The organism is Streptomyces goshikiensis (assembly GCF_014650555.1).
GTDB lineage: Bacteria > Actinomycetota > Actinomycetes > Streptomycetales > Streptomycetaceae > Streptomyces > Streptomyces goshikiensis.
Genome location: NZ_BMVE01000001.1, coordinates 1,024,703 through 1,042,608, shown reverse-complemented (window position 1 = coordinate 1,042,608; position 17,906 = coordinate 1,024,703). Strand labels below are relative to the sequence as shown.

The 17,906-nt window shown below is 69.2% G+C and carries 22 protein-coding genes and 2 tRNA genes; 12 read left to right on the top strand and 12 right to left on the bottom strand.

Annotated features, from left to right (window positions below):
• Positions 1 to 32 precede the first annotated feature (32 nt).
• From IE248_RS04830 to IE248_RS04805, 6 genes are read right to left on the bottom strand one after another with little or no spacing between them, the layout of a single operon-like run.
• Positions 33 to 404 (bottom strand): DUF6251 family protein, encoded by a 372-nt coding sequence (locus tag IE248_RS04830; RefSeq protein WP_100582546.1) that lies wholly within the window; start codon positions 402 to 404, stop codon positions 33 to 35.
• 28 nt (positions 405 to 432) lie between these two features.
• Positions 433 to 612: a hypothetical protein gene (locus IE248_RS04825; RefSeq protein ID WP_190030000.1), complete on the bottom strand. Its 180-nt coding sequence runs from the start codon at positions 610 to 612 to the stop codon at positions 433 to 435.
• 17 nt (positions 613 to 629) lie between these two features.
• A complete protein-coding gene (locus IE248_RS04820; protein WP_190029999.1) occupies positions 630 to 1,022 on the bottom strand; it encodes a DUF3307 domain-containing protein in 393 nt (130 codons plus the stop codon).
• 19 nt (positions 1,023 to 1,041) lie between these two features.
• Positions 1,042 to 1,866, bottom strand: coding sequence for a phosphoadenosine phosphosulfate reductase (locus IE248_RS04815; protein ID WP_229895120.1), 825 nt, complete (start codon positions 1,864 to 1,866; stop codon positions 1,042 to 1,044).
• Positions 1,863 to 2,714, bottom strand: coding sequence for a DUF2637 domain-containing protein (locus IE248_RS04810; RefSeq protein WP_190029998.1), 852 nt, complete (start codon positions 2,712 to 2,714; stop codon positions 1,863 to 1,865). The genes IE248_RS04815 and IE248_RS04810 overlap by 4 nt, the downstream gene beginning before the upstream one ends.
• On the bottom strand, positions 2,711 to 2,980 hold the full coding sequence (locus tag IE248_RS04805) for a DUF6284 family protein (protein ID WP_190029997.1): 270 nt from the start codon (positions 2,978 to 2,980) through the stop codon (positions 2,711 to 2,713). The genes IE248_RS04810 and IE248_RS04805 overlap by 4 nt, the downstream gene beginning before the upstream one ends.
• A gap of 451 nt (positions 2,981 to 3,431) precedes the next feature.
• Here IE248_RS04805 and IE248_RS04800 point away from each other — a divergent pair, with 451 nt between their 5' ends.
• The gene (locus IE248_RS04800; protein WP_190029996.1) at positions 3,432 to 4,223 is read left to right on the top strand and encodes a GntR family transcriptional regulator; all 792 of its coding nucleotides are present in this window, start codon (positions 3,432 to 3,434) and stop codon (positions 4,221 to 4,223) included.
• Positions 4,220 to 4,879 carry a YdcF family protein gene (locus IE248_RS04795; protein WP_190029995.1) on the top strand — a complete coding sequence of 220 codons (660 nt, stop codon included), beginning with the start codon at positions 4,220 to 4,222 and terminating at the stop codon, positions 4,877 to 4,879. The genes IE248_RS04800 and IE248_RS04795 overlap by 4 nt, the downstream gene beginning before the upstream one ends.
• Positions 4,880 to 4,982: 103 nt before the next feature.
• Here IE248_RS04795 and IE248_RS04790 read toward each other — a convergent pair whose 3' ends face one another.
• From IE248_RS04790 to IE248_RS04780, 3 genes are all read right to left on the bottom strand, one after another.
• On the bottom strand, positions 4,983 to 6,071 hold the full coding sequence (locus IE248_RS04790; protein ID WP_190029994.1) for an XRE family transcriptional regulator: 1,089 nt from the start codon (positions 6,069 to 6,071) through the stop codon (positions 4,983 to 4,985).
• A gap of 25 nt (positions 6,072 to 6,096) precedes the next feature.
• A complete protein-coding gene (locus IE248_RS04785; protein WP_190029993.1) occupies positions 6,097 to 6,762 on the bottom strand; it encodes a hypothetical protein in 666 nt (221 codons plus the stop codon).
• Positions 6,763 to 7,379: 617 nt separating this feature from the next.
• Entirely contained in the window at positions 7,380 to 7,790 is a 411-nt protein-coding gene (locus IE248_RS04780; RefSeq protein WP_190029992.1) for a hypothetical protein, read from the bottom strand.
• A gap of 290 nt (positions 7,791 to 8,080) precedes the next feature.
• Between IE248_RS04780 and IE248_RS04775 the strand changes: the two genes are divergently transcribed.
• The 3 genes from IE248_RS04775 (at position 8,081) to IE248_RS04765 (ending at position 10,736) form a co-directional block, all read left to right on the top strand.
• Positions 8,081 to 9,001, top strand: a complete 921-nt coding sequence (locus IE248_RS04775) for an SRA domain-containing endonuclease (protein WP_190029991.1) — start codon at positions 8,081 to 8,083, stop codon at positions 8,999 to 9,001.
• A 111-nt stretch (positions 9,002 to 9,112) separates the two neighbouring features.
• Positions 9,113 to 9,325, top strand: coding sequence for a hypothetical protein (locus tag IE248_RS04770; protein ID WP_190029990.1), 213 nt, complete (start codon positions 9,113 to 9,115; stop codon positions 9,323 to 9,325).
• Between the two features lie 982 nt (positions 9,326 to 10,307).
• Positions 10,308 to 10,736: a hypothetical protein gene (locus tag IE248_RS04765; RefSeq protein WP_100581853.1), complete on the top strand. Its 429-nt coding sequence runs from the start codon at positions 10,308 to 10,310 to the stop codon at positions 10,734 to 10,736.
• Positions 10,737 to 10,746: 10 nt separating this feature from the next.
• On the opposite strand, the gene IE248_RS04760 is transcribed toward IE248_RS04765, so the two are convergent.
• Positions 10,747 to 11,244, bottom strand: a complete 498-nt coding sequence (locus tag IE248_RS04760; protein WP_073794636.1) for a hypothetical protein — start codon at positions 11,242 to 11,244, stop codon at positions 10,747 to 10,749.
• Between the two features lie 105 nt (positions 11,245 to 11,349).
• Here IE248_RS04760 and IE248_RS04755 point away from each other — a divergent pair, with 105 nt between their 5' ends.
• On the top strand, positions 11,350 to 11,790 hold the full coding sequence (locus IE248_RS04755; RefSeq protein WP_073794638.1) for a DUF3574 domain-containing protein: 441 nt from the start codon (positions 11,350 to 11,352) through the stop codon (positions 11,788 to 11,790).
• A 58-nt stretch (positions 11,791 to 11,848) separates the two neighbouring features.
• On the opposite strand, the gene IE248_RS04750 is transcribed toward IE248_RS04755, so the two are convergent.
• Entirely contained in the window at positions 11,849 to 12,505 is a 657-nt protein-coding gene (locus IE248_RS04750; RefSeq protein ID WP_037798034.1) for an SDR family oxidoreductase, read from the bottom strand.
• Between the two features lie 54 nt (positions 12,506 to 12,559).
• A complete protein-coding gene (locus IE248_RS04745; RefSeq protein ID WP_190029989.1) occupies positions 12,560 to 13,846 on the bottom strand; it encodes an amidohydrolase family protein in 1,287 nt (428 codons plus the stop codon).
• 413 nt (positions 13,847 to 14,259) lie between these two features.
• Between IE248_RS04745 and IE248_RS04740 the strand changes: the two genes are divergently transcribed.
• The 6 genes from IE248_RS04740 (at position 14,260) to IE248_RS04715 (ending at position 17,882) form a co-directional block, all read left to right on the top strand.
• Positions 14,260 to 14,332: transfer RNA gene (locus IE248_RS04740), tRNA-Thr, on the top strand.
• Between the two features lie 48 nt (positions 14,333 to 14,380).
• Positions 14,381 to 14,453 (top strand) — tRNA-Met (locus IE248_RS04735).
• Between the two features lie 89 nt (positions 14,454 to 14,542).
• Positions 14,543 to 14,707, top strand: coding sequence for a 50S ribosomal protein L33 (gene rpmG / locus IE248_RS04730; RefSeq protein ID WP_007265873.1), 165 nt, complete (start codon positions 14,543 to 14,545; stop codon positions 14,705 to 14,707).
• 133 nt (positions 14,708 to 14,840) lie between these two features.
• On the top strand, positions 14,841 to 15,293 hold the full coding sequence (locus IE248_RS04725) for a MaoC family dehydratase N-terminal domain-containing protein (RefSeq protein WP_073794641.1): 453 nt from the start codon (positions 14,841 to 14,843) through the stop codon (positions 15,291 to 15,293).
• A gap of 1 nt (position 15,294) precedes the next feature.
• Entirely contained in the window at positions 15,295 to 15,723 is a 429-nt protein-coding gene (locus IE248_RS04720; protein WP_190029988.1) for a MaoC family dehydratase, read from the top strand.
• 1,574 nt (positions 15,724 to 17,297) lie between these two features.
• Complete coding sequence (locus IE248_RS04715; protein WP_100581854.1) at positions 17,298 to 17,882, top strand: TetR/AcrR family transcriptional regulator; 585 nt, start codon at positions 17,298 to 17,300, stop codon at positions 17,880 to 17,882.
• The last annotated feature ends 24 nt before the right edge of the window (positions 17,883 to 17,906 follow it).

Sequence of the window (17,906 nt, the reverse complement as noted above, 5' to 3'; positions counted from 1 at the left end):
CGAGCACTCCTTGAGGAGGTCGACGGCAGGGGTCAGCCGCGCTTGCGGCGGGCCTTACGCACGTTCTTCGCGGCCGCCGCACCGTCCGGGCTACCGATCGACTTCACGACGGTGTGGACACCCCAGCCGAGCATCAGCGCCAAGAACGCCAGGAACGCGAAGTTGGCCGCGATGGCGGTCAGGGCGGAGATCAGGAGCGGCCCGAAGTAGACGCCGGCGGCGACCGCTCCGGCGCCGACCCCGGAGCCAAGCGCGAGCCGCTGAACAGTGCGGTCGGGCGGGGCCTGGTGGATGTGCTGGTGCACGACCTGCGGCCCGGCATAGGTGGCGGGGAGCTGGTCGGTGTAGGCGTGGGTGCCGTCCGGGAGCCGGACGACGTGGACGGGTTCGGGCAGGTGGTTCATCCGAGGTGACTCCTCTCGGATCGGTGTGTCAGCGGCGGGGAAGGGCGCGGCACTTCTCGGCGTGCTTCTCGGCCCACTTGCGACGGTTGCTGTAGTCGCTGTAGTTCTCGGCGCCGCAACCGGCGCACTCGGCGTAGAGGTTCTCGACGGTCACGATCGCGCCGCCCTCGGAGCGGTAGCGGATGGGGCCGGTGAAGTAGCTGGGCATGATGGATCCCTTCGAGGTCAGACGGAGAGGGCGAGCGCGGCGAGGGTCAGGGCCAGGACGTGCGCGGTCTGGTCAACGTGCGCGGCGCCGCCGTGGGCGGCCCAGCCGCTCTGGCGGGCGATCCGCATCCACGCCGCGACGGGCCACCGGCGGTCGATGAACCCGTGACTGACGCCGATCCACAACACGGCCAGAACGGCCGCCCAGAGCGGCAGGTCCCAGCCCAGAGCGACGGACCCGATCGTGAGGAGGAGTCCGCAGGTCAGGACGTGGGTGGTGGCGTGGGCGACGTTGGCGGTCCAGCCCGTGCGACCGCATCCGGCCTTGTGGGCGGCCTGGTGGTCGGTCTGGAACGGGTAGTCGGCCAGCAGGTGACCGACGTAGAGCAGGAACGCGATCTCAGCGAACACGGAAGCCCCTTTCGGGCGGTCAGGTCATGCACCAGCCGGAGTCACATCCGGGGTCGGTGTCGTCGAAGGGCAGGGTGTCGACGCCGTCGGGGATCGCGGCCCGCAAGGGCCGGCCGAACCGGGTCAGGTAGACGTGGTCCTTGCCGAGGTTGTCGCGACGCTGGTTGAGGAGGTCTTCGAGCTGACAGGCCTTCTCGAAGAGTTCGGGCTGCTCCCGGCGCATGTCGTGCCAGGCCTCGGGCCGGTGGAACGGGCAGAACCAGCACGAGGACTTGGGCGGGACGGGTAGGCCGGCGGAGCGGATGATGCGGGCGCAGTCGATGCGGCGGATCCCGCGTTCCAGCAGTGGGTACTCGATCTGCTCGTATGGCTCGCAGCGGCGCTTGTTGGCCCGGCCGATCTCATCGAGGCTGATGCCGATCCCGACCGTGGCCGGCAGGTCCTTGGTGGCGCCGCGGCGCTTCAGCTCGCGGCCGATGGTCTTGATTTTGTAGTCGGCGGTGCAGGAGCGGGTGCCGGGGGCCCCGTTGCTCATGCGCACCGGGATCTTCAAGGACTTCGAGCCCGGCCTGGTGAGCTCCCCGTAGAGGGTGCGGGTCTCCTTGGAGCGGACCATGACCCGGTCCAGGAGAACCAGCTCCAGGCCGTGTTCGGCGGCGTAGGGGCGGGCGTAGCGGTCGAGGTAGGCCATGGTGGCTGGGTTCTCGGAGTCGCCTCCGACGTTGGCCATCAGGAACGTCCGGTAGTCGATCTCACCGGTCGCGGCGAGGACCATGGCGGCCATGGACTGCCAGCCACCCCCGAAACTGAACGCCTTCACCTGGGGTGCGTCGACGGTGGTCAAGAGACCACCGCCGGCGCCGTGGCGTGTGCGGTTCGCTCGGCCTTCAACGTCTCGCGCAGGACCCGGGCCTTGGCCGGGGACGTGCGCAGGGCCTTGCGGATCGCCTCGCCGGTCAGATCCTCGATCGGCCACGCCTCGGTGATGCTCCGAGCCTCGGAAAGAAGTTCCTCCGGGGTGCGGACCGGGCGGGCCGATCGGGCGGCCACGGGCACTCGACCGGTGGCTCGACGAGGACGGGTCACCTCGGCCGCGGCAATCGGTACCCGCGCCTCCACCACGTCGATCAGATCGGCCGGCACCGGCCCCAGTGCGGGCACCGAGACGGGCGGCTCGACGGTCTCTTCGACCACAGGTTCACCCAGCTCACCACTCGACCGATTTGCATCGATCTGCGTTGATTCGGGTTCGATCGGGTCGACTGTCGGACGGTGGTGGAGGACCTTGGCCACGAGGTCGGAGCCGAAGTAGATCGACCCGACTGGAAGCGACGTCGCGAGCAGGACGAGGGCCCAGTTCGTCAGGTTCCCATCGGCCAGTCGACTCCAGCCGATCGACTCGGCGTGCAGTTCGGGCAGGAGTCCGTGAACGTAGTTCAGGACCAGTGACGCGAGCGTGTACGCGGCCAGTACCCGCAGGGCGAACCGGCGGGCGTCGCCGGTCAGTGTGAGCGCGGCGACCAGGGCCAGGGCCATCAGGCCGTCGACCACGAACGGGTAGAGCGTTGCCGCTGTCCCGTCCGCGCCGATGGCCTTGGCTACGTCCCGCAGCGCGTTCCACGAGACCCGGAAGGCCATGGCGACCACGACGACCAGGGCCAGGACGAGCGCGGCTTTCGCCTTGCGGTTCATGCCGCGCCACCCGAGGACGGAAGGTGGGCAGCCCGGTTCTCCAGCGCGGTCCGAGCCGCGAGCACCTGCCGGCGGGCCCGCCGCAGCCGCTGCTCGTCCACCTCGGTGGGCATCCGGTCCAGCGTCATGATCTGCGCGTCCAGCAGATCGCGTTCCGCCAGGATGAGCGGCAGCTCTTGCTCGATCGCGTTCAGCTCCCTGTCCGTCGGCTCCAGGCCGTCGGACCACGGGGTAACGCGGTTCTGAAGTGCGGCGATGGACTTCACGGGTCTTGCTCCTTCGGTAGAGGAACGGGACCCAACAGCAGCCCCGGCGTTCCAGCGCCGGGGCTGCACTGCGTTGGGGTGAAGCAGGAAAGAACTCCGGCTCCCCTCAACCCCGTCCGTACGAGACGGGCGGAGGAGGCAACCGGCCCGCGCCGAGGGCGACACGGAAGGTTGAGCAGTACGCATGTCTCCTTCAGGTCTGGGACCTGGCGTAGGCGTATGGAGACGTGACCTTTCGGTCTAAGCCCTCCGGTGAATGACAAGGACCCGGGCGCCCTCGGCCCGATCTGTCCCGGGCCCCTTGTGGATCGTTCGGGCAGGCCAAGTAGGCCCCCCAAGAGCGCCTCCTGTCCTAGGACTGGCTGCGCCCAGGAAGACCATGACACTTCAGTCCTAGGACTGTCAATGTCCTAGGACTGTGGGAAACTGACTCTGTCGAGAGGAGTGCCTGGTGGCACCGAAGTGGCGAGAGCTGGCCGACAGGCTGGCCGAACAGATCAAGAACGGCGACTACACCCCTGGCCAACTGCTGCCGCAGATTCGGGACCTGGTCGAGGCCGGAGAAGGCTCCAAGGCAACCGTCAACGCTGCCTACAAGGCCCTGGAGGCCGAGGGACTCGTCACGTCGTCGCGCGGTGTGGGGACGATGGTTCGCGCGCAGACGCCGCTGAAACGCATCGGAATCAGCCGCTACGACAAGGCGAAGTGGCGCGACGGGGACGAGGTCGCGTTCATCGCGGACCGCGTCGCCTCCGGCCGTACCTACCGGCGCGGCGAGCAGACCCAGTCCGTCAGCCTCATCGACGCACCCGCTCCTGCGGCTGAGGCGCACGGGCTACCCGCAGGCGCCCAGGTGTACGCGCGCGCTCGCCTCGTGAAGGAGGGTGAGCAGCCAACGCATACCCTCACCAGCTACTACCGCCCCGAGCACGTCGAGGGCACGCGCATCGTGGACCCCACCCCGGGGCCGGCAGGCCGCGGTGGAGGCTTCCGGGTCCTCTACGACGCCGGGTACGAAATCGACCACATGAAGGAGCGCATCTTCGCGCGCGTCCCCACAGCCGACGAGGTCAAGCTGCTCAAGCTGCCGACGGGCGAGCCCGTAGTGGAGCTACACCGCACGACGTACACCGCAGACGGAACGGTCGTTGAGTTCGCCATAGGGGTACACGCCGCGTCGCGCTTCGCCTGGGAGTATGAGTTCAAAGTCCCGGACTCGGCCGAGGGTGGCGAACAGAAGTGATCTCTGAGCAGGTGCGGGCGGACGCGGAACTCATCTGGGAGTTCCACCAGATGCACCACGAGCCGCGCCCCTGCTCAGTCGCGGTCGGCCTCGGCAGCCACGACCTCGGCGTGGCCGACACGACGGTCGACCTGTACCGGCGCGGCATGGCGCCCCTGATCGTGTTCACGGGCGCCACCAGCCCGACGACCCGCGCGCGGATGCCGCGCGGGGAGGCGGTGCACTACCGCGAGCGGGCGTTGGAGCTGGGCGTCCCGCCTGAGGACGTCCTCGTGGAGCCCAACGCCCGCAACACCGGGGAGAACATCCGGCTCACCCGGGCCCTGCTGGAGGACGCCGGCCGCCCCATCGAATCCGTACTGCTGATCAGCAAGCCGTACGAAGAGCGGCGCGCGTACGCCACTGCGCGGAAGCTCTGGCCGGAGGTGGAGGTCATCAGTGCATCCACCCCGATGACGTTCACGGAATACGTCGATTCCATCGGCGATCCTAAGCTCGTCATCGACATGCTTGTTGGCGCCCTCCAGCGGCTCCAGCTCTACCCGGATCAGGGGTTCATGCTTCAAATGCAGGTGCCGGCCCCGGTGCTCGCCGCGTATCAGCGCCTGTGCGACAAGGGCTTCACGAGCAGGCTGGCAGCCGCTCCAGCGCCATAGTCGACAGGGACCCAGACGACTGCCCCGCCATCATTCCGCGTGAGCCGACGGCAGGCGGGATGAGGAGGACAGCAGGGGCACACTGTGGCTGAGCACCGGATGATCAGCGACCCACGAGCCTGAGACCGGGTCGGACTGGTGGGCTGGTCATCTCTCCGCCGTCCACAACCGTGGGGACAAGGCCGAACACATGCAGATTTAGCTCATCGATCGTCAAGTTAAGATCATCGGCCATTTCAGAGATGGGAATCTTCTGTGATCGTAGAGCTGAGAATACTTTGCCGAGTAGCTGGGAACTCTCTCGAATGATTCCGCCAGGCTCTCCGCTTCGAAATCCCATCTGCGACAGCTGCTTAACGGCCGTCCTGTAATTCCATTCGGACAGGAGGTCCAAATCCTTCAAGCGGTAAGCTAGCGCTACGGCAGCCACTTGCCACTTTTGCTTAGCGCTCAAAATCCGTCGCGAATCAGCTGCATAAAGCTGCTGGGCCAAGATTCCGGACCTCGGCATGAGGAAGGCGGAGGCGAACTGCTGAGCCTCCTGCTCGGCGTCAGGGCCGTGGGGGATTCGATGCTCCGAATGCATAATGAGGTGGCCGAGCTCGTGAGCAGCATCGAACCGACCGCGTTCGCCGCTCTTTTCTAGATTCAAGACAATGAAAGGCTTGGTTCGCTTCCATCGGAACGAAAAAGCGTCGACAGACGAACAATCGGACGCCAGGGAGAACACTCGGACGCCGTGCGATTCCAGCAAGTGAACCATATTGGGAATCGGGGCCTCGCCGAGTCCCCACAGGGCTCGGACTCGTTCGGCCGCTTCCTCTGGTTTCAGGTGCGGGAGCGTAGGGACGTTCGATTCCGGAAGTCCGAATCTCTGCTCAATCCAGTCGTTGATCTCGACAACAATGCGGCCGGCTCCCCGCGCAGAGTCCCGATCGAGGGCGCTCATCTTGGAAAGCGCCCGGAAGCTGATTGCATCAAGGGCAAGCTCTTCGACCTCCGCCGCCACAAAGAAGGAGGTTGGAAGATCCAGGGCCAGAGCCAGAGTCCCTAGCGTCTCTGGCGACGGAATCTTATGGCCGTTCTCGAAGGCCGTAAGGCTGCGCACGGAGATGCCTGAAGTCTTGGCCAAGCCGGAAAGAGTCATGCGCCTCCTCTTTCGCGCCAGAACCAATCGCGAAGCAGTGAGCATGACTCTCTCCTGAGCTCAAAGGGATTTACAGAGCTCCCTTGAATTCGACCGGGACTTCAACAGGTGACATCGCCGGAATTTCATCCAGACGCTTGATGTCGAACTCGGCTCCGAGGAACGGGTTGTCATCCAGGATGATGCGCTCTCGCCACGTATCAACATGCTTCCCGTGCATCTCCACAGGAAGTGACAACTCGAAACTCAGACCTTCCTTGCTTGACTTGTAAAGGAGGAACCATGTCGGCAGCTCATTTACTTCTACCTCGTCGCGCACATCGGGACGCGCAACGGGGAAGAGGGGAAGCTGTACATAATTTCGCTCTACGAGCTTCGCTACCGCGGGCCCCTTCGGGTTCTTCGTCCGAACGTCCCCAGAGAAGTTCGCAGCCTCTTCGCCAACCATACCTGAGCCGCTAACGGCGGTGATCGTGAAGGAGCCGGAGGGGTGAATGGTGCGGAGGATCGACTGAGCGTTACTGAAGGCCCAGCCCTTGGGTGCCATTCGCTCCCGAAACGTGCGGTTGCTCCGGGACCAGAAGGCGTATCCCGCCATGCCCGGTGCGTCCATTTCTGTGCACAGGCGGGCTTCAGCGGAGCCGCCCGCGATTGCCTTGTGCAGATCGTCAGGCGTAAGCCCAAGCTCGTGCAGCCGCTGTACAGCCGCAACACCAACGTGACACACGGGTTCCACGGAGCCTCCAGCACGGGTAGGTTCCAAAAATGCTACCTCATCTGAGGTCGAATTTTTGGAACCCTCGTTGATCGAACACTAGTTCCCTGACTTCCTGTGCGTCAACTGATCGGCTGCGCGGCCTAGTTGCAGCGGGCGGCTGCAGCAACCTCCATGCCACCCCCGTCCCATGGCCTGTGCTGACCGATGTCGCTAGAGCCATGGAGCAGAAGGAAGTACGCGCAAGCTGAGTGTCTAGCTGCGTGACGATGCGCCGTACGGCGGCGGACGCCCACGGGTGATCACGGAACTCCGTCGCAGGTCAGCACCGTGGAAGGGGCAGCTCGCCCGTTGGCCCGGAATGCTTCGGGGCGAATGGGTAGCGGCTTCAAATCCCGCCACCCCGACCTCGAGATACAGGAAGGGCCTGATCTGCATTGTGGATCAGGCCCTGCCTGGCGGTTCCGGCCGTCGGGTGTCCGCTTCGCGTGTTTGGGCTTTTCGTACGCGGTCATCGCATCTCAGCGAGGGAGGTGAGGGTGGGGAGGTTCCGGGCCGCTGAGGCGAAGGGTGCGTTCGCGTCGCCAGCGACGCCGGCGGGGGTGCCGAGGTGCCGTCCCCGCGCAGCGTTCCTGCGGTCAGCCCTGCCTCTTCGTCCAGACGAAGAGGCGACCCTCGCCCAGATCTATGGAGACTTGGCCTGGCATCAGTGTCGGATGGCTCTGCCGCGGTTCAGGAGCTGGGCCCGTCCTCACCGTGGTCTGCTGTGCGTAGAGGGGCTCGGGGCCGCACTCCTCGCCCGTGGCCTCAGCGCGCGCGAGTGCCCACAAGCGGTTGAAGAAGAGGATCTCCTCCTCGATCCGCACGGCAGCGTCGAAGGCCGCCAGCGCCGAAACGACCTCCTGTAGGCGCTGCCGCCTGTGCGCGTGCGGAGCGCTCATGACCCGCTGCACGGTCGTGAGCGACAGGTGGCTCTGCTCGGCGATCTCGCGGAGCGAGGGTTCGCCGCAACGCCGGGAGAGCCAGCGGAGGGCCTGTCGTAGCTCCATTTGCGCCTCACCTACAGGCACTTCTGACACGGATGGACTGTCCACTCCGTCCGGCTCCTCTCGCGATTACGTCGACTCCGTTCCCGGATCGTTTCAGGTTTCCCCGCTGTCGTGGCGACGTTGTCCCGGACTTGCCCCATCGCACCCACAGCGGGCTGGGGCAGTCGGAGGATGCCGAGGCGGGAACTCGCCTGCCGCTCTCATCCGTTGAGGAGGAACGCATCGAGTCTCAACTGTCGCTAGGGTATAGTTTTAGGCATCAGACTCGACCTAAATGGGAGCTGGAGAGAGTGGGGGCACCGATCGAAGGGGACTGGGACATCGCCGTGGGCGAGGTCGTCAAGCGGGCGGATCTCCACGCGAAGTACGGAGGCAGGCGGCAGGGCGGAATCGGACCGTCACGCGTGACCCCGAACGTGTTCGCGTTCAGCAACCCCGGTGAGGGGCGCAAGCACGGGTACTTCGACGGCTGGGGTGAGGATGGCTGCTATCACTACGCCGGCGAGGGCCAGCGCGGCGACCAGAAGATGACGCAGGGCAACTTGGCGATCCTGACCCACGAGCGTGAAGGCAGAGCCCTTCGCCTGTTCCAGGGTGTCTCGTCCGGGCACTGCCGCTATGTGGGCGAGTTCATGCTGGCCAAGGATCGGCCGTGGTACCTCACGGAAGCTCCCGAAACGAATGGCGGCCCTGTCCGTAGCGTGATCATGTTCCGGTTCGCGCCGATTGCCACGGAGCCGCCCCCGAGGTCACAGCTTCCGCACACCCCTTCGTCAGCCCCGATGATCGAAGCGATCGACGTGGAAGCTCAATACACCGAGCGCACGCTCGTCGATCCTGCGCGCGAACCGCATGAGGCGGAGAGAGTCGAGGCCAAGCTAGTTCGCGAGTTTGCCGAGCATCTCCGACTGCAGGGGCACGAGATCACGCGCCAGCGGATCGCTCCGAGCGAGGTCGCGAAGTGGCTGTTCACCGACCTGTACGACGCCACGACGAACTGCCTTTACGAGGCCAAGGGCTCCGTAGCGCGCGTTGCCGTACGCATGGCCATCGGACAGCTCCTCGACTACGCGCGCTTCCTGCCGCAACCCAAGCTTGCTCTTTTGGTGCCCTCGCGCCCAGAGCCAGACCTGCTCGACCTGTGTGCTCATGTACAGGTCACCGTCGTATGGCCGGAAGGGGACGGCTACGTAGCCACGGACGCGGCGTGAACCGCGGACACCACAGATTGGTGTCGAAGTAGCGAGCAGGCCACCCGCGGCGCCTGGTAACGATGCGGGTGGCCCGTGCTCACAGCCCTTGCAGACAGGAGCAAGTTCAGTATGTCCGAAAGCATGGAGGGGCGCGTAGCCCTGCTCGTGTGGGCCACGATGTTCGTCAGCGTGCTGAGCGCGGGTGTCACACTCGTGCTCTTCGGGGGGCAGACCCCCACCGAAGCGTCCCTCTTCGTCGCCCCTTTCTTGATGGCGGTACAGCACTTCAACCGCGGACCGGCCCTGCCGCCCGCGGTCAAGCGGCGGGCTGACCGCCAGTAACCGTCAAACCCGACGGCCCGACTGCTGGTGGGATTCGTTCAGGTCTTCTCGGCCGGTCCCCACCTGCTCGCTTCGGTCGACAACGCTGCATGTGCCGGAGCGGGGCCGTCTGTGGGCCGTCGGGAGGCGGCCCAGGACGGCCAGCGACCACCGGTAACAACCACGACGGGCCCGGCACCAGGAGGTGCCGGGCCCGTCGTTTTGGCTGCTAGACCCAGGTGTCCAGCCACATGCGGCCGCGCCAGGAGTCCATCGGCAACGTCTGGCCCGTGTAGATCGGCCAGAAGTAGATGCTGCTCCTCATCCGAGGGCCACTACAGGCGGTCTGCGAGGGCACTCAAGATGTCCACGGCCCCTGCGGGGCGGTTCGTGAACGGGCCCTCAAGCCGCGCCGCGTTGATGTACACACCGATGCGCGAGTCAGGCTTGTAGAGCATGACTTCGGCGGTTTCACGCGAGGGCAAGGGGCTAGGCAGGTGTCGGATGTCGCGTCGAGTGAGCCACGCGCTGATCTCGGCAGCCCGCGCTGTGCTCAGCCGGCCCCAATCCGAGTCATAGTGCTCCCGAAGCCAGCCCATCGAGACCGCTGTCACCCCTTGACCTGCGTCGAGTCGATCAATGATCGCGTCCCGTGAATCTCCCACCGATGCCCCCTACTGCCATCGCGTCGCAGGGGATCATTCTTCACAAGATCAGGACGACGTGCGGACGGTCTACCTGAGAAGGTTCCGGGTGAGTGCTTCATCCGCAGGTCAGCGCCTGTGGTGGCTGAGCGACGGGAGGAGTCTGTAAATCTGCCGGCTCAGCCTACCCAGGTTCGAACCCTGGCGCCGCCACGCGAGTGAGACCCCCGTTACTGCGGAAACGCAGTGGCGGGGGTCTTCTCGTACACGCCCTCCCCACCGCCGAGGCGGCCGAAAACCCGTGGGCCCGGGCGGGGCGGTGCGGCATGCTGGGCGCGTGATCAGCATCCGAAAGGCCCGTGCCGCGTAAGGCACCCTCGCAGGTCAGACTGGACCTGCCGCGCGCGCCCTCCCGCCGGGACAGCCGCGCCGTCATCCCCGGCATCTCCGGCAAGACCCTCGCCGCGATCGCCCGCCTCGAACGCCACCGCTACGCGCCCGGCGCCGCCTGGCACGCGCTGAGCCACTGGCGGGAAATCGTCCACAGCCGCGGCACGTGGGTGATGTACCCGAGGTTCTCCAGCGACTACCCGTGCTGCGACCCGCCGTGGGGCGGCGAGCACCGCCAGGTGCTGGAGGAGCTCCTCGCCGCGCTGCCGCGCCGGGCCCGGCGCGAGCTCCACGCCGTACTCGCGCCGCTCGACGCCCGGTTCCTCGCGCGCACGCTCAGCGATCCGTACGCGGCGCCCGGCGATCCGTGGTGGCGCCGGCGGCTGGAAAGCCCGTGAGCCGCCCCGGCTACTCCACCGTCAGGTGGTACGTCGTATCGACCCAGAACCCGTCCGCCGCCGCGGCCCTGATCTCCAGGACGAACTGCCCCGCCGGCAACGGGCCGAGCCCGCACCACAGCCCCCACGCCCGCCGCGGCACCCCCAGCACCGCGAACCGCTTCGAGGAGAACTCGCTCAGCTCCAGCGGCGAGCCGTTCAGATACGCCTCGGCGCGCTTCACCTCCAGCCGCGGCGGCCCGCCCGCGAACGGCACCGCCACCGCCTGGGTGTTGAGGACCGGGAAGAACACCGGCACACCCGAGGGGATCGGGCACCGCCGTACCACCCGCCCCCCGTACGTGCCCGCGAGGAACCACACGTCCTGAGGCTGGCGCCAGTCGGCGTACCTCCCCGTGGTGTCACTGACCGGGCTGCGGTCCTCCGGGGCCGACAGTGCCCACTGCCACCACCGGGCAGCCAGCCGGCCGCCCTCCGCCTCGCCGATGCGTCCGTCCCCGCCGCCCATGCCCCACCCCGGCACCTCGTACGACCACCCCCTGCGGTCGAATTCCGAGTGACCCTATCGGGCGCCCCGGCCGCACCGATGCGGGCGTCCGGTCGTTCTCCCGGCGTGAAATGGACTTCGGACGCGGGTGGCAAAGTCGGCGGCGGGCTACTCCTCGCCCTGCTCGGCGCCGGGATCCCGGCCCTGGTGGGAGCGGCCCTGGACAGCCGTGTGGGGGAGCCGTACCAGGAGACCCGGCTCTACTTCGGCACCGCCCGCCCCGGCGGCCTGCCCCCGGTCGGAGAAGCGGAGTTCACCCGGTTCCTGGACCGGGAGGTCACCCCCGCCTTCCCCGAGGGGCTCACCCTCCAGGACGGCCGCGGCCAGTGGCGCGGCCCGGACGGCAAGACCGTCCACGAGACCTCGTACGAGGTGGTGCTCCTCTACCCCGAGAAGGAGGCCGAGAGCCGGGGCGTACGCATCGAGCGGATCCGGCGGGCCTACGAGGGCCGGTACCGGCAGGACTCGGTCGGCCGGTCGGACGACAAGGTCAGCGCCGGGTTCTGACGGGCGGACGGACCGGCGGAGGGGCAGGCGGGCGGAGGGGCCGACCGGCCGGCGCCTGTCAGTTGCCCGCCACGTCCTTCACGGCCACCTCGACCGGCGTCGAACCGGAGACCAGCTCCAGCGTCAGACCGGCCGTCGCCGGAGTCTCGATCAGCTCGGCCAGCACCGCCGCCACGTCGTCGCGCGGGACCGACCCGCGCCCCGTCCGCGCCTCCAGCCGGACCAGGCCCCGGCCCGCGTCGTCCACCAGGGCGCCGGGGCGCAGCACCGTCCACTCCAGCCCCAGCCGGGTACGGACGTGGTCGTCGGCCTCGCCCTTGGCCCGCAGATAGAAGTCGAAGACGTCGTCGCCCCCGTGCCAGGCGTCCGCCCCCATCGAAGAGACCATCAGGAACCGCCGCACCCGCGCCCGTTCGGCGGCGTCGGAGAACAGCACCGCCGCGCCCCGGTCCACGGTGTCCTTGCGCTCCACCCCACTGCCCGGGCCGGCGCCGGCCGCGAACACCGCCACGTCCGCGCCCTGCAGGATCCCCGCCACGTGCTCCACCGAAGCCGACTCCAGGTCACAGAGCACCGGCTCGGCGCCCGCCTCCCTCAGGTCGTCGCCCTGTGCCGGATCGCGGATGATGCCCGCGACCTCGTACCCGCGTGCGGAGAGCAGCCGCTCCAGCCGCAGCGCGATCTGACCGTGTCCACCCGCGATGACGATGCGCATGCCCCGACCGTACGACGAGCCGGGCGACCACGCCCGCGAACCGCGGGCGGACGCTCAGGGCCCGGGCTCCATCCGGCCCTGCCGGGGCAGGTCCAGGGCCACCGCGACGGCGGAGTCGCAGTACTCCCGCACCGCACTCGTACGGGCTACCACCCGCCCCCGGTGGATCACGATCCGGCTGTACGCCAGGGACAGCACCCCCGCGATCCGGTCCCCGCGCACGGCGAGCAGCTCCGCCGGGAAACCGGCCTCCACCCGCACCTCCGGCAGCCCCATCGCCTCGCGGGCGGCGGCGCTGACCGACGCGTACGCCTCGGTGGGGCGCAGCCCGCCCTGGGAGGCCAGCAGGTACGCGGCTTCCAGCGGGTCCCCGCGGCCGACCGGGTTCCCGGCGTCCCGCAGCGCCCCGCTCCCGGCCGCGACCCGGACCCCGGCGGCGCGCAGCAGCCGTACGGGCGCGGTCCGCAGGCCCCGGCGCTCCAGGGCCGCGCAGTCGCCCTGGGGCAGGCAGGTCACCCGTACTCCGGCGGCGGCCAGCTGGTCGGCGGCCCGGTGCGCCGCCTCCAGCGGGAGCCGGGACAGACCGCCGCAGGGGCCGATGGTGACCCCGGGGCGCAGTCCGCCGGACATCGCCGCGAGCCGCGCCAGGCGGGCGGGATCGTCACCGTCCGTGTGCAGGTCCACGGGGCAGCCGTGCTCGGCGGCGAGCTCCAGGACGGCTTCGAGGAAGCCCGTCGGGTCGGGGTCCAGGTCCGGGCAGCCGCCGATCACGGCGGCGCCCATCTTCACGGCGTCGCGCAGCCGGGCGAGCCCGTCGGCCCCGGCCACGCCGGTGAGGAGGCGGGGCACGGCGACGGCGGTGAGGTCGGCGAGGCCGCGCAGCGAACGGCGGGCCTGGAGCACGGCCTCCATGGGGCCGAGGCCGTGCACGTCGCCGATCCGGACGTGGGACCGTACGGCCGTCGCGCCGTGGCCGAGCTGGAGCAGGGCGGCCTCGGTGGCGCGGCGCTGGACCTCGTCGGGCGTGTAGGAGACCGGGCCCTCGCCGTCGGCGGTCAGCGCGGTGTCCCCGTGGGCGTGCGGCTCGGCGGGGGCGGGGAGCAGCAGATAGCCGCCGAGGTCCACGCGGGAGAGGCCGGGGGCGGCGAGGCTGCCCGCGGTGCCGACGGCCTGGATCCGGCCGCCGCCGAGCCGGACGTCGACGGTGCGGCCGTCGGTGAGGCGGGCCCCGGCGAGCAGCAGGCCGGTGGACTCGGCTGCGGCCGCGTTCCCGCCGCAGCCCTCGCCGCCGCGGCCGCTGCGCGGGGAGTGGGACGGCTGCTGCGGCTGGCTGTCGGACATCGCGCTCCTGCGGTGGCTCGGGCGGTTCCTGGGCGGGGTTGTGGCCCGTGGCCCGCGGCCCAAGATCACGCAGCGTGGTCAGAGCCTAGGGGGCCGGGGTGCCCGCTTCACGGAGGAGCGCAATAGTCGTACCGGTGTGGTGCACACCCCGGCGCCCGGGCGGAGGCGCCGGTTCGGGCGGGTGGGCCGGAGGGGTGGGTCGGGGGTGGGGCGAGCGCGGCGCGTGGCGCTCGGGGCGGATGCGGAACCGGAGACGGGGAGGGCCGGTGGTGAGCCCGGTCACAAAAGGGGCCGAAATCGGCTCGGGAGCCCTCTCGTCCTTGATCGGAAAAGCCGGCCGGACCCCCTCGGAGCCCGGTCCCCCCAAAGGATTTGGGCGATGGGCGCGCAACCGTGTAATGTCTTCCTCGCTCGCCCCAATAGCTCAGTCGGTAGAGCGTCTCCATGGTAAGGAGAAGGTCTGCGGTTCGATTCCGCATTGGGGCTCTGGTGAGAGAGGTTCCCTGCCCTCGGGTGGGGAGCTGATCACATCAAAGCGGCGTAGCTCAGTCGGTAGAGCAAGCGGCTCATAATCGCTGTGTCACCGGTTCAAGTCCGGTCGCCGCTACACACAGTAGCCGATTGCGGGGTCGGTCTCCCGGTCGGCTACTCTTGTATGCGTTCATCCGTCCCAATTGTCCGTCAAGGAGCACTCACGTGGCTGCCACCGACGTCCGCCCGAAGATCACGCTGGCCTGCGTGGAGTGCAAGGAGCGGAACTACATCACCAAGAAGAACCGGCGTAACAACCCGGACCGCATGGAGATGAAGAAGCACTGCCCGCGCTGCAACTCGCACACCGCGCACCGCGAGACCCGCTGACCCCAGCGAAGTCTCGAATACAGGCACCGTCATGAGGTCGTCCCCTTCATTGGGGGCGGCCTTGTGTCGTTTCCGCAGCCGTCTTTGTTGTTCCGGTTGTTTTCGAGTCCCTTCAATCAGGAGGTAGTGAGCCATGGCTCTCGACCAGTCCTTCGTGGGGCGGAGCTACCCGCCCACCGATCCGTACGAGGTCGGCAGGGAGAAGATCCGTGAATTCGCGGTGGCGGTGGGTGACGCCAATCCCGTCTACACCGACCCCGATGCGGCCAAGGCGTTCGGGCACATGGACGTGATCGCCCCCCCGACCTTTGTGTTTGCCATCACATTCACGGCGGCGAGCCAGGTCATCGAGGACCCGCAACTGGGTCTGGACTACAGCCGGGTCGTGCACGGCGACCAGAAGTTCGCGTACACCCGCCCGGTGCGCGCCGGCGACCGCCTCTCGGTGACCTCCACGATCGAGGCCGTGAAGTCGATGGCGGGCAACGACATCATCGACATCCGCGGCGAGGTCCACGACGAGACCGGCGAGCACGTGGTGACGGCGTGGACGAAGCTCGTGTCCCGCGCCCCCGAGGAGGCCTGAGATGACCGCGCAGATCCAGTACGCCGACGTCGAGGTCGGCACCGAACTGCCGTCGGGGTCCTTCCCCGTGACGCGCGCCACGCTCGTGCGGTACGCGGGGGCCTCGGGCGACTTCAACCCGATCCACTGGAACGAGAAGTTCGCCAAGGAGGTCGGACTGCCGGACGTGATCGCGCACGGCATGTTCACGATGGCCGAGGCGATCCGCGTCGTCACCGACTGGGTCGGCGACCCGGGTGCGGTGGTCGAGTACGGCGTGCGGTTCACCAAGCCGGTCGCGGTCCCCAACGACGAGCGCGGCGCGGTGATCGAGGTCTCGGCGAAGGTGGCCGTGAAGCTGGACGACAACCGCGTCCGCGTGGACCTGACGGCGATGAGCGCGGACCAGAAGGTCCTGGGCATGTCCCGCGCGGTCGTACAGCTGGGCTGAGGTCGGAGCCGAGGCGGTGCCGGGGGGTGCCTGGGGGCGCCCGGGGTGCTGGGCCGGCGCCTGGCCGGTGTCGGAGCGGTGCCCGGGGTGGTGCTGGGCTGGTGCCTGGCCGGTGTTGGAGCGGTGCCCGGGGTGGTGCTGGGCTGGTGCCCGGCCGGGGGTGCCACCGGTGCCCGGGGTGGTGCAGGGCCGGTGCTCGGCCGGGGGTGCACCGGAGCCCGGGGTGGTGCTGGGCTGGTGCCCGGCCGGTGCCGGAGCGGTGCCCGGGTGGCTTCGGGTGGGTTCGTTGCGCTGAGGTCCCGGGACCGGGTCGGGCCCGGTGCGGGGCCGGTTGTGCGAGGCCGGGACGGGCCGGGGCCGGGCTGGCTCGGGGCGGGCCGTCGTCCGGCCCGGCCGGGTTGCGGAGAGGGTCCGGCCTTGGTGGCGGTGTGTGGGCGGCCATCAGGTGTGTGGTGGGCTGAGCTACAAGCGTGACCTGCAAGAAGAGGGCCGCCCGGGGCTGGCGCCGGCCGTTACCCGCCGGTGCGATCCCGCGAGCGATCAGACGCCCCTGTCGTGGTCCGGTTGAAGCCGGAGGTCCGCGCGCGGGCCGGAGCGCGCCCTGGTCGCACCAGTTGGTGGTCCTCGTGGTCGTACCGGTCGGTGGGGCCCTCTGTGAGGGATCACCTCCAGGCACCCGGCCCACCGGGGGGCCGGGGGTCGACGGCCCCTCCGCGCACCGAGGGACCACCTCCGGGCCCCGGTGGGCCGGGTGCTGCCTCTCCCTCCGCGCACCGAGGGACCCTCCGGGCCCCCGGTGGGTCGGCCAGACCCCGACGAACCCACCGCACACCGTCGCCATCACCCGTTGCCCCATCGGGTCGTCCGCTCGCAGGAGGCCGTCCGTGCGCCAGGGGCCGTCCGGGCGTAAGGGGCCGTCTGGGCATCGGCGTCCCGTCGGAGCCCAGAGGGCCCGCCGGGCCCTCTGGGCCCCAGCGGGTCGTGCGGGCCCTGGCGGGTCGTGCGGCCCCGGGGCGGCGTGTGGGCATTAAGGGGACCGTCCAGGCCTCGGCGGGCCGTCTGGGCATCAGTGGATCGTCCGGGGCCCGGCGGATTTCCGCACGCTGGGGGACCTTCCAGGCGCCAGACGGCTCTCCGCGCGCCGGGGGATCTTCCGGGCGTCAGACGGCTCTACGCGCGCCGGGGGACCGCCCGGGCGCCAGACGGCTCTCCGCCGCGCCGGGGGATATTCCGGGCGCCAGGCGGCTCTCCGCGCGCTGGGGGCGGGTGTGGGCACCAGGGGTTGGTATGGGCAGCCACCACGCACAGGCCGGCGGGTGACGGCCGGCCTCAGCCCCCGGCGGCCCTCTTCTTGCAGGTCACGCTTGTAGCTCAGCCCACCACCGGCCCGGCGGCGGCCGATGAAACCAGTGCGCACCCCCACCCCGGCTCCCATCCCCCCCGCCCCGCCCGCGCCTCCCCATCCCGCGCCTCCCCAATCCCGCTCCCCCCACCGCGCCCGCGCCTCCACCCCGGCCCCACGCCAACCCCGCCCCCAGTTGACGAAGTTAGTGATTGAGCACTAACTTCGAACCATGGCAAGGATGAGCGCAGAGGAGCGGCGCGAAAGCGTCATTCGCGCGGCGATGCACGAGTTCGCCCGTCGCGGCTATTACGGGACCTCCACCGAGGCGATCGCCAAGCGCGTCGGGGTCTCGCAGCCGTATCTCTTCCGGCTCTTCCCGAACAAGCAGGCCATCTTCCTGGCCGCCACCACGCGGTGCATGGAGGACATCCGGCTCGTCTTCGAGGAGGCCGCCGAGGGCCGCAGCGGCGACGAGGCGCTCGGGGCCATGGGGGACGCGTACATGAAGCTGATCGCCGAGCAGCCCGACAAGCTCCAGATGCAGCTCCAGGTCAACGTGACCGTCGCCGCCGCCGAGGCCGCCGGGGAGCTGGAGTTCGGCCGGCTGGTGCGGGCCGGGTGGGAGGGGCTGTGGGACACCGTCCGCATGCCCCTCGGGGGAGACGTGGAAGCGGCTACGAGCTTCATGGCGCACGGAATGCTCATCAACACCCTCTCCGCCCTCGGCTTCCCGCCCGGGCACCGGGTCTGGGAGGGCTGCTATCCCGCCGCCAAGCCCGTCCGCGCCCAGGGGGAAGAGGGGGCGGAGGAGTGAGGCCGGGGGCTCCTCGGCCCCACC

Excerpts from the sequence above, each read along its gene's own strand:
- IE248_RS04810 (WP_190029998.1), bottom strand. The coding sequence starts at position 2,714 with ATGAACCGCAAGGCGAAAGCCGCGCTCGTCCTGGCCCTGGTCGTCGTG.
- IE248_RS04760 (WP_073794636.1), bottom strand. The coding sequence starts at position 11,244 with ATGGGCGGCGGGGACGGACGCATCGGCGAGGCGGAGGGCGGCCGGCTG.
- IE248_RS04745 (WP_190029989.1), bottom strand. The coding sequence starts at position 13,846 with ATGTCCGACAGCCAGCCGCAGCAGCCGTCCCACTCCCCGCGCAGCGGC.
- IE248_RS04790 (WP_190029994.1), bottom strand. The coding sequence starts at position 6,071 with ATGCTCACTGCTTCGCGATTGGTTCTGGCGCGAAAGAGGAGGCGCATG.
- IE248_RS04825 (WP_190030000.1), bottom strand. The coding sequence starts at position 612 with ATGCCCAGCTACTTCACCGGCCCCATCCGCTACCGCTCCGAGGGCGGC.
- IE248_RS04780 (WP_190029992.1), bottom strand. The coding sequence starts at position 7,790 with ATGGAGCTACGACAGGCCCTCCGCTGGCTCTCCCGGCGTTGCGGCGAA.
- IE248_RS04830 (WP_100582546.1), bottom strand. The coding sequence starts at position 404 with ATGAACCACCTGCCCGAACCCGTCCACGTCGTCCGGCTCCCGGACGGC.
- IE248_RS04770 (WP_190029990.1), top strand. The coding sequence starts at position 9,113 with ATGTCCGAAAGCATGGAGGGGCGCGTAGCCCTGCTCGTGTGGGCCACG.
- IE248_RS04715 (WP_100581854.1), top strand. The coding sequence starts at position 17,298 with ATGGCAAGGATGAGCGCAGAGGAGCGGCGCGAAAGCGTCATTCGCGCG.
- IE248_RS04750 (WP_037798034.1), bottom strand. The coding sequence starts at position 12,505 with ATGCGCATCGTCATCGCGGGTGGACACGGTCAGATCGCGCTGCGGCTG.
- IE248_RS04720 (WP_190029988.1), top strand. The coding sequence starts at position 15,295 with ATGACCGCGCAGATCCAGTACGCCGACGTCGAGGTCGGCACCGAACTG.
- IE248_RS04725 (WP_073794641.1), top strand. The coding sequence starts at position 14,841 with ATGGCTCTCGACCAGTCCTTCGTGGGGCGGAGCTACCCGCCCACCGAT.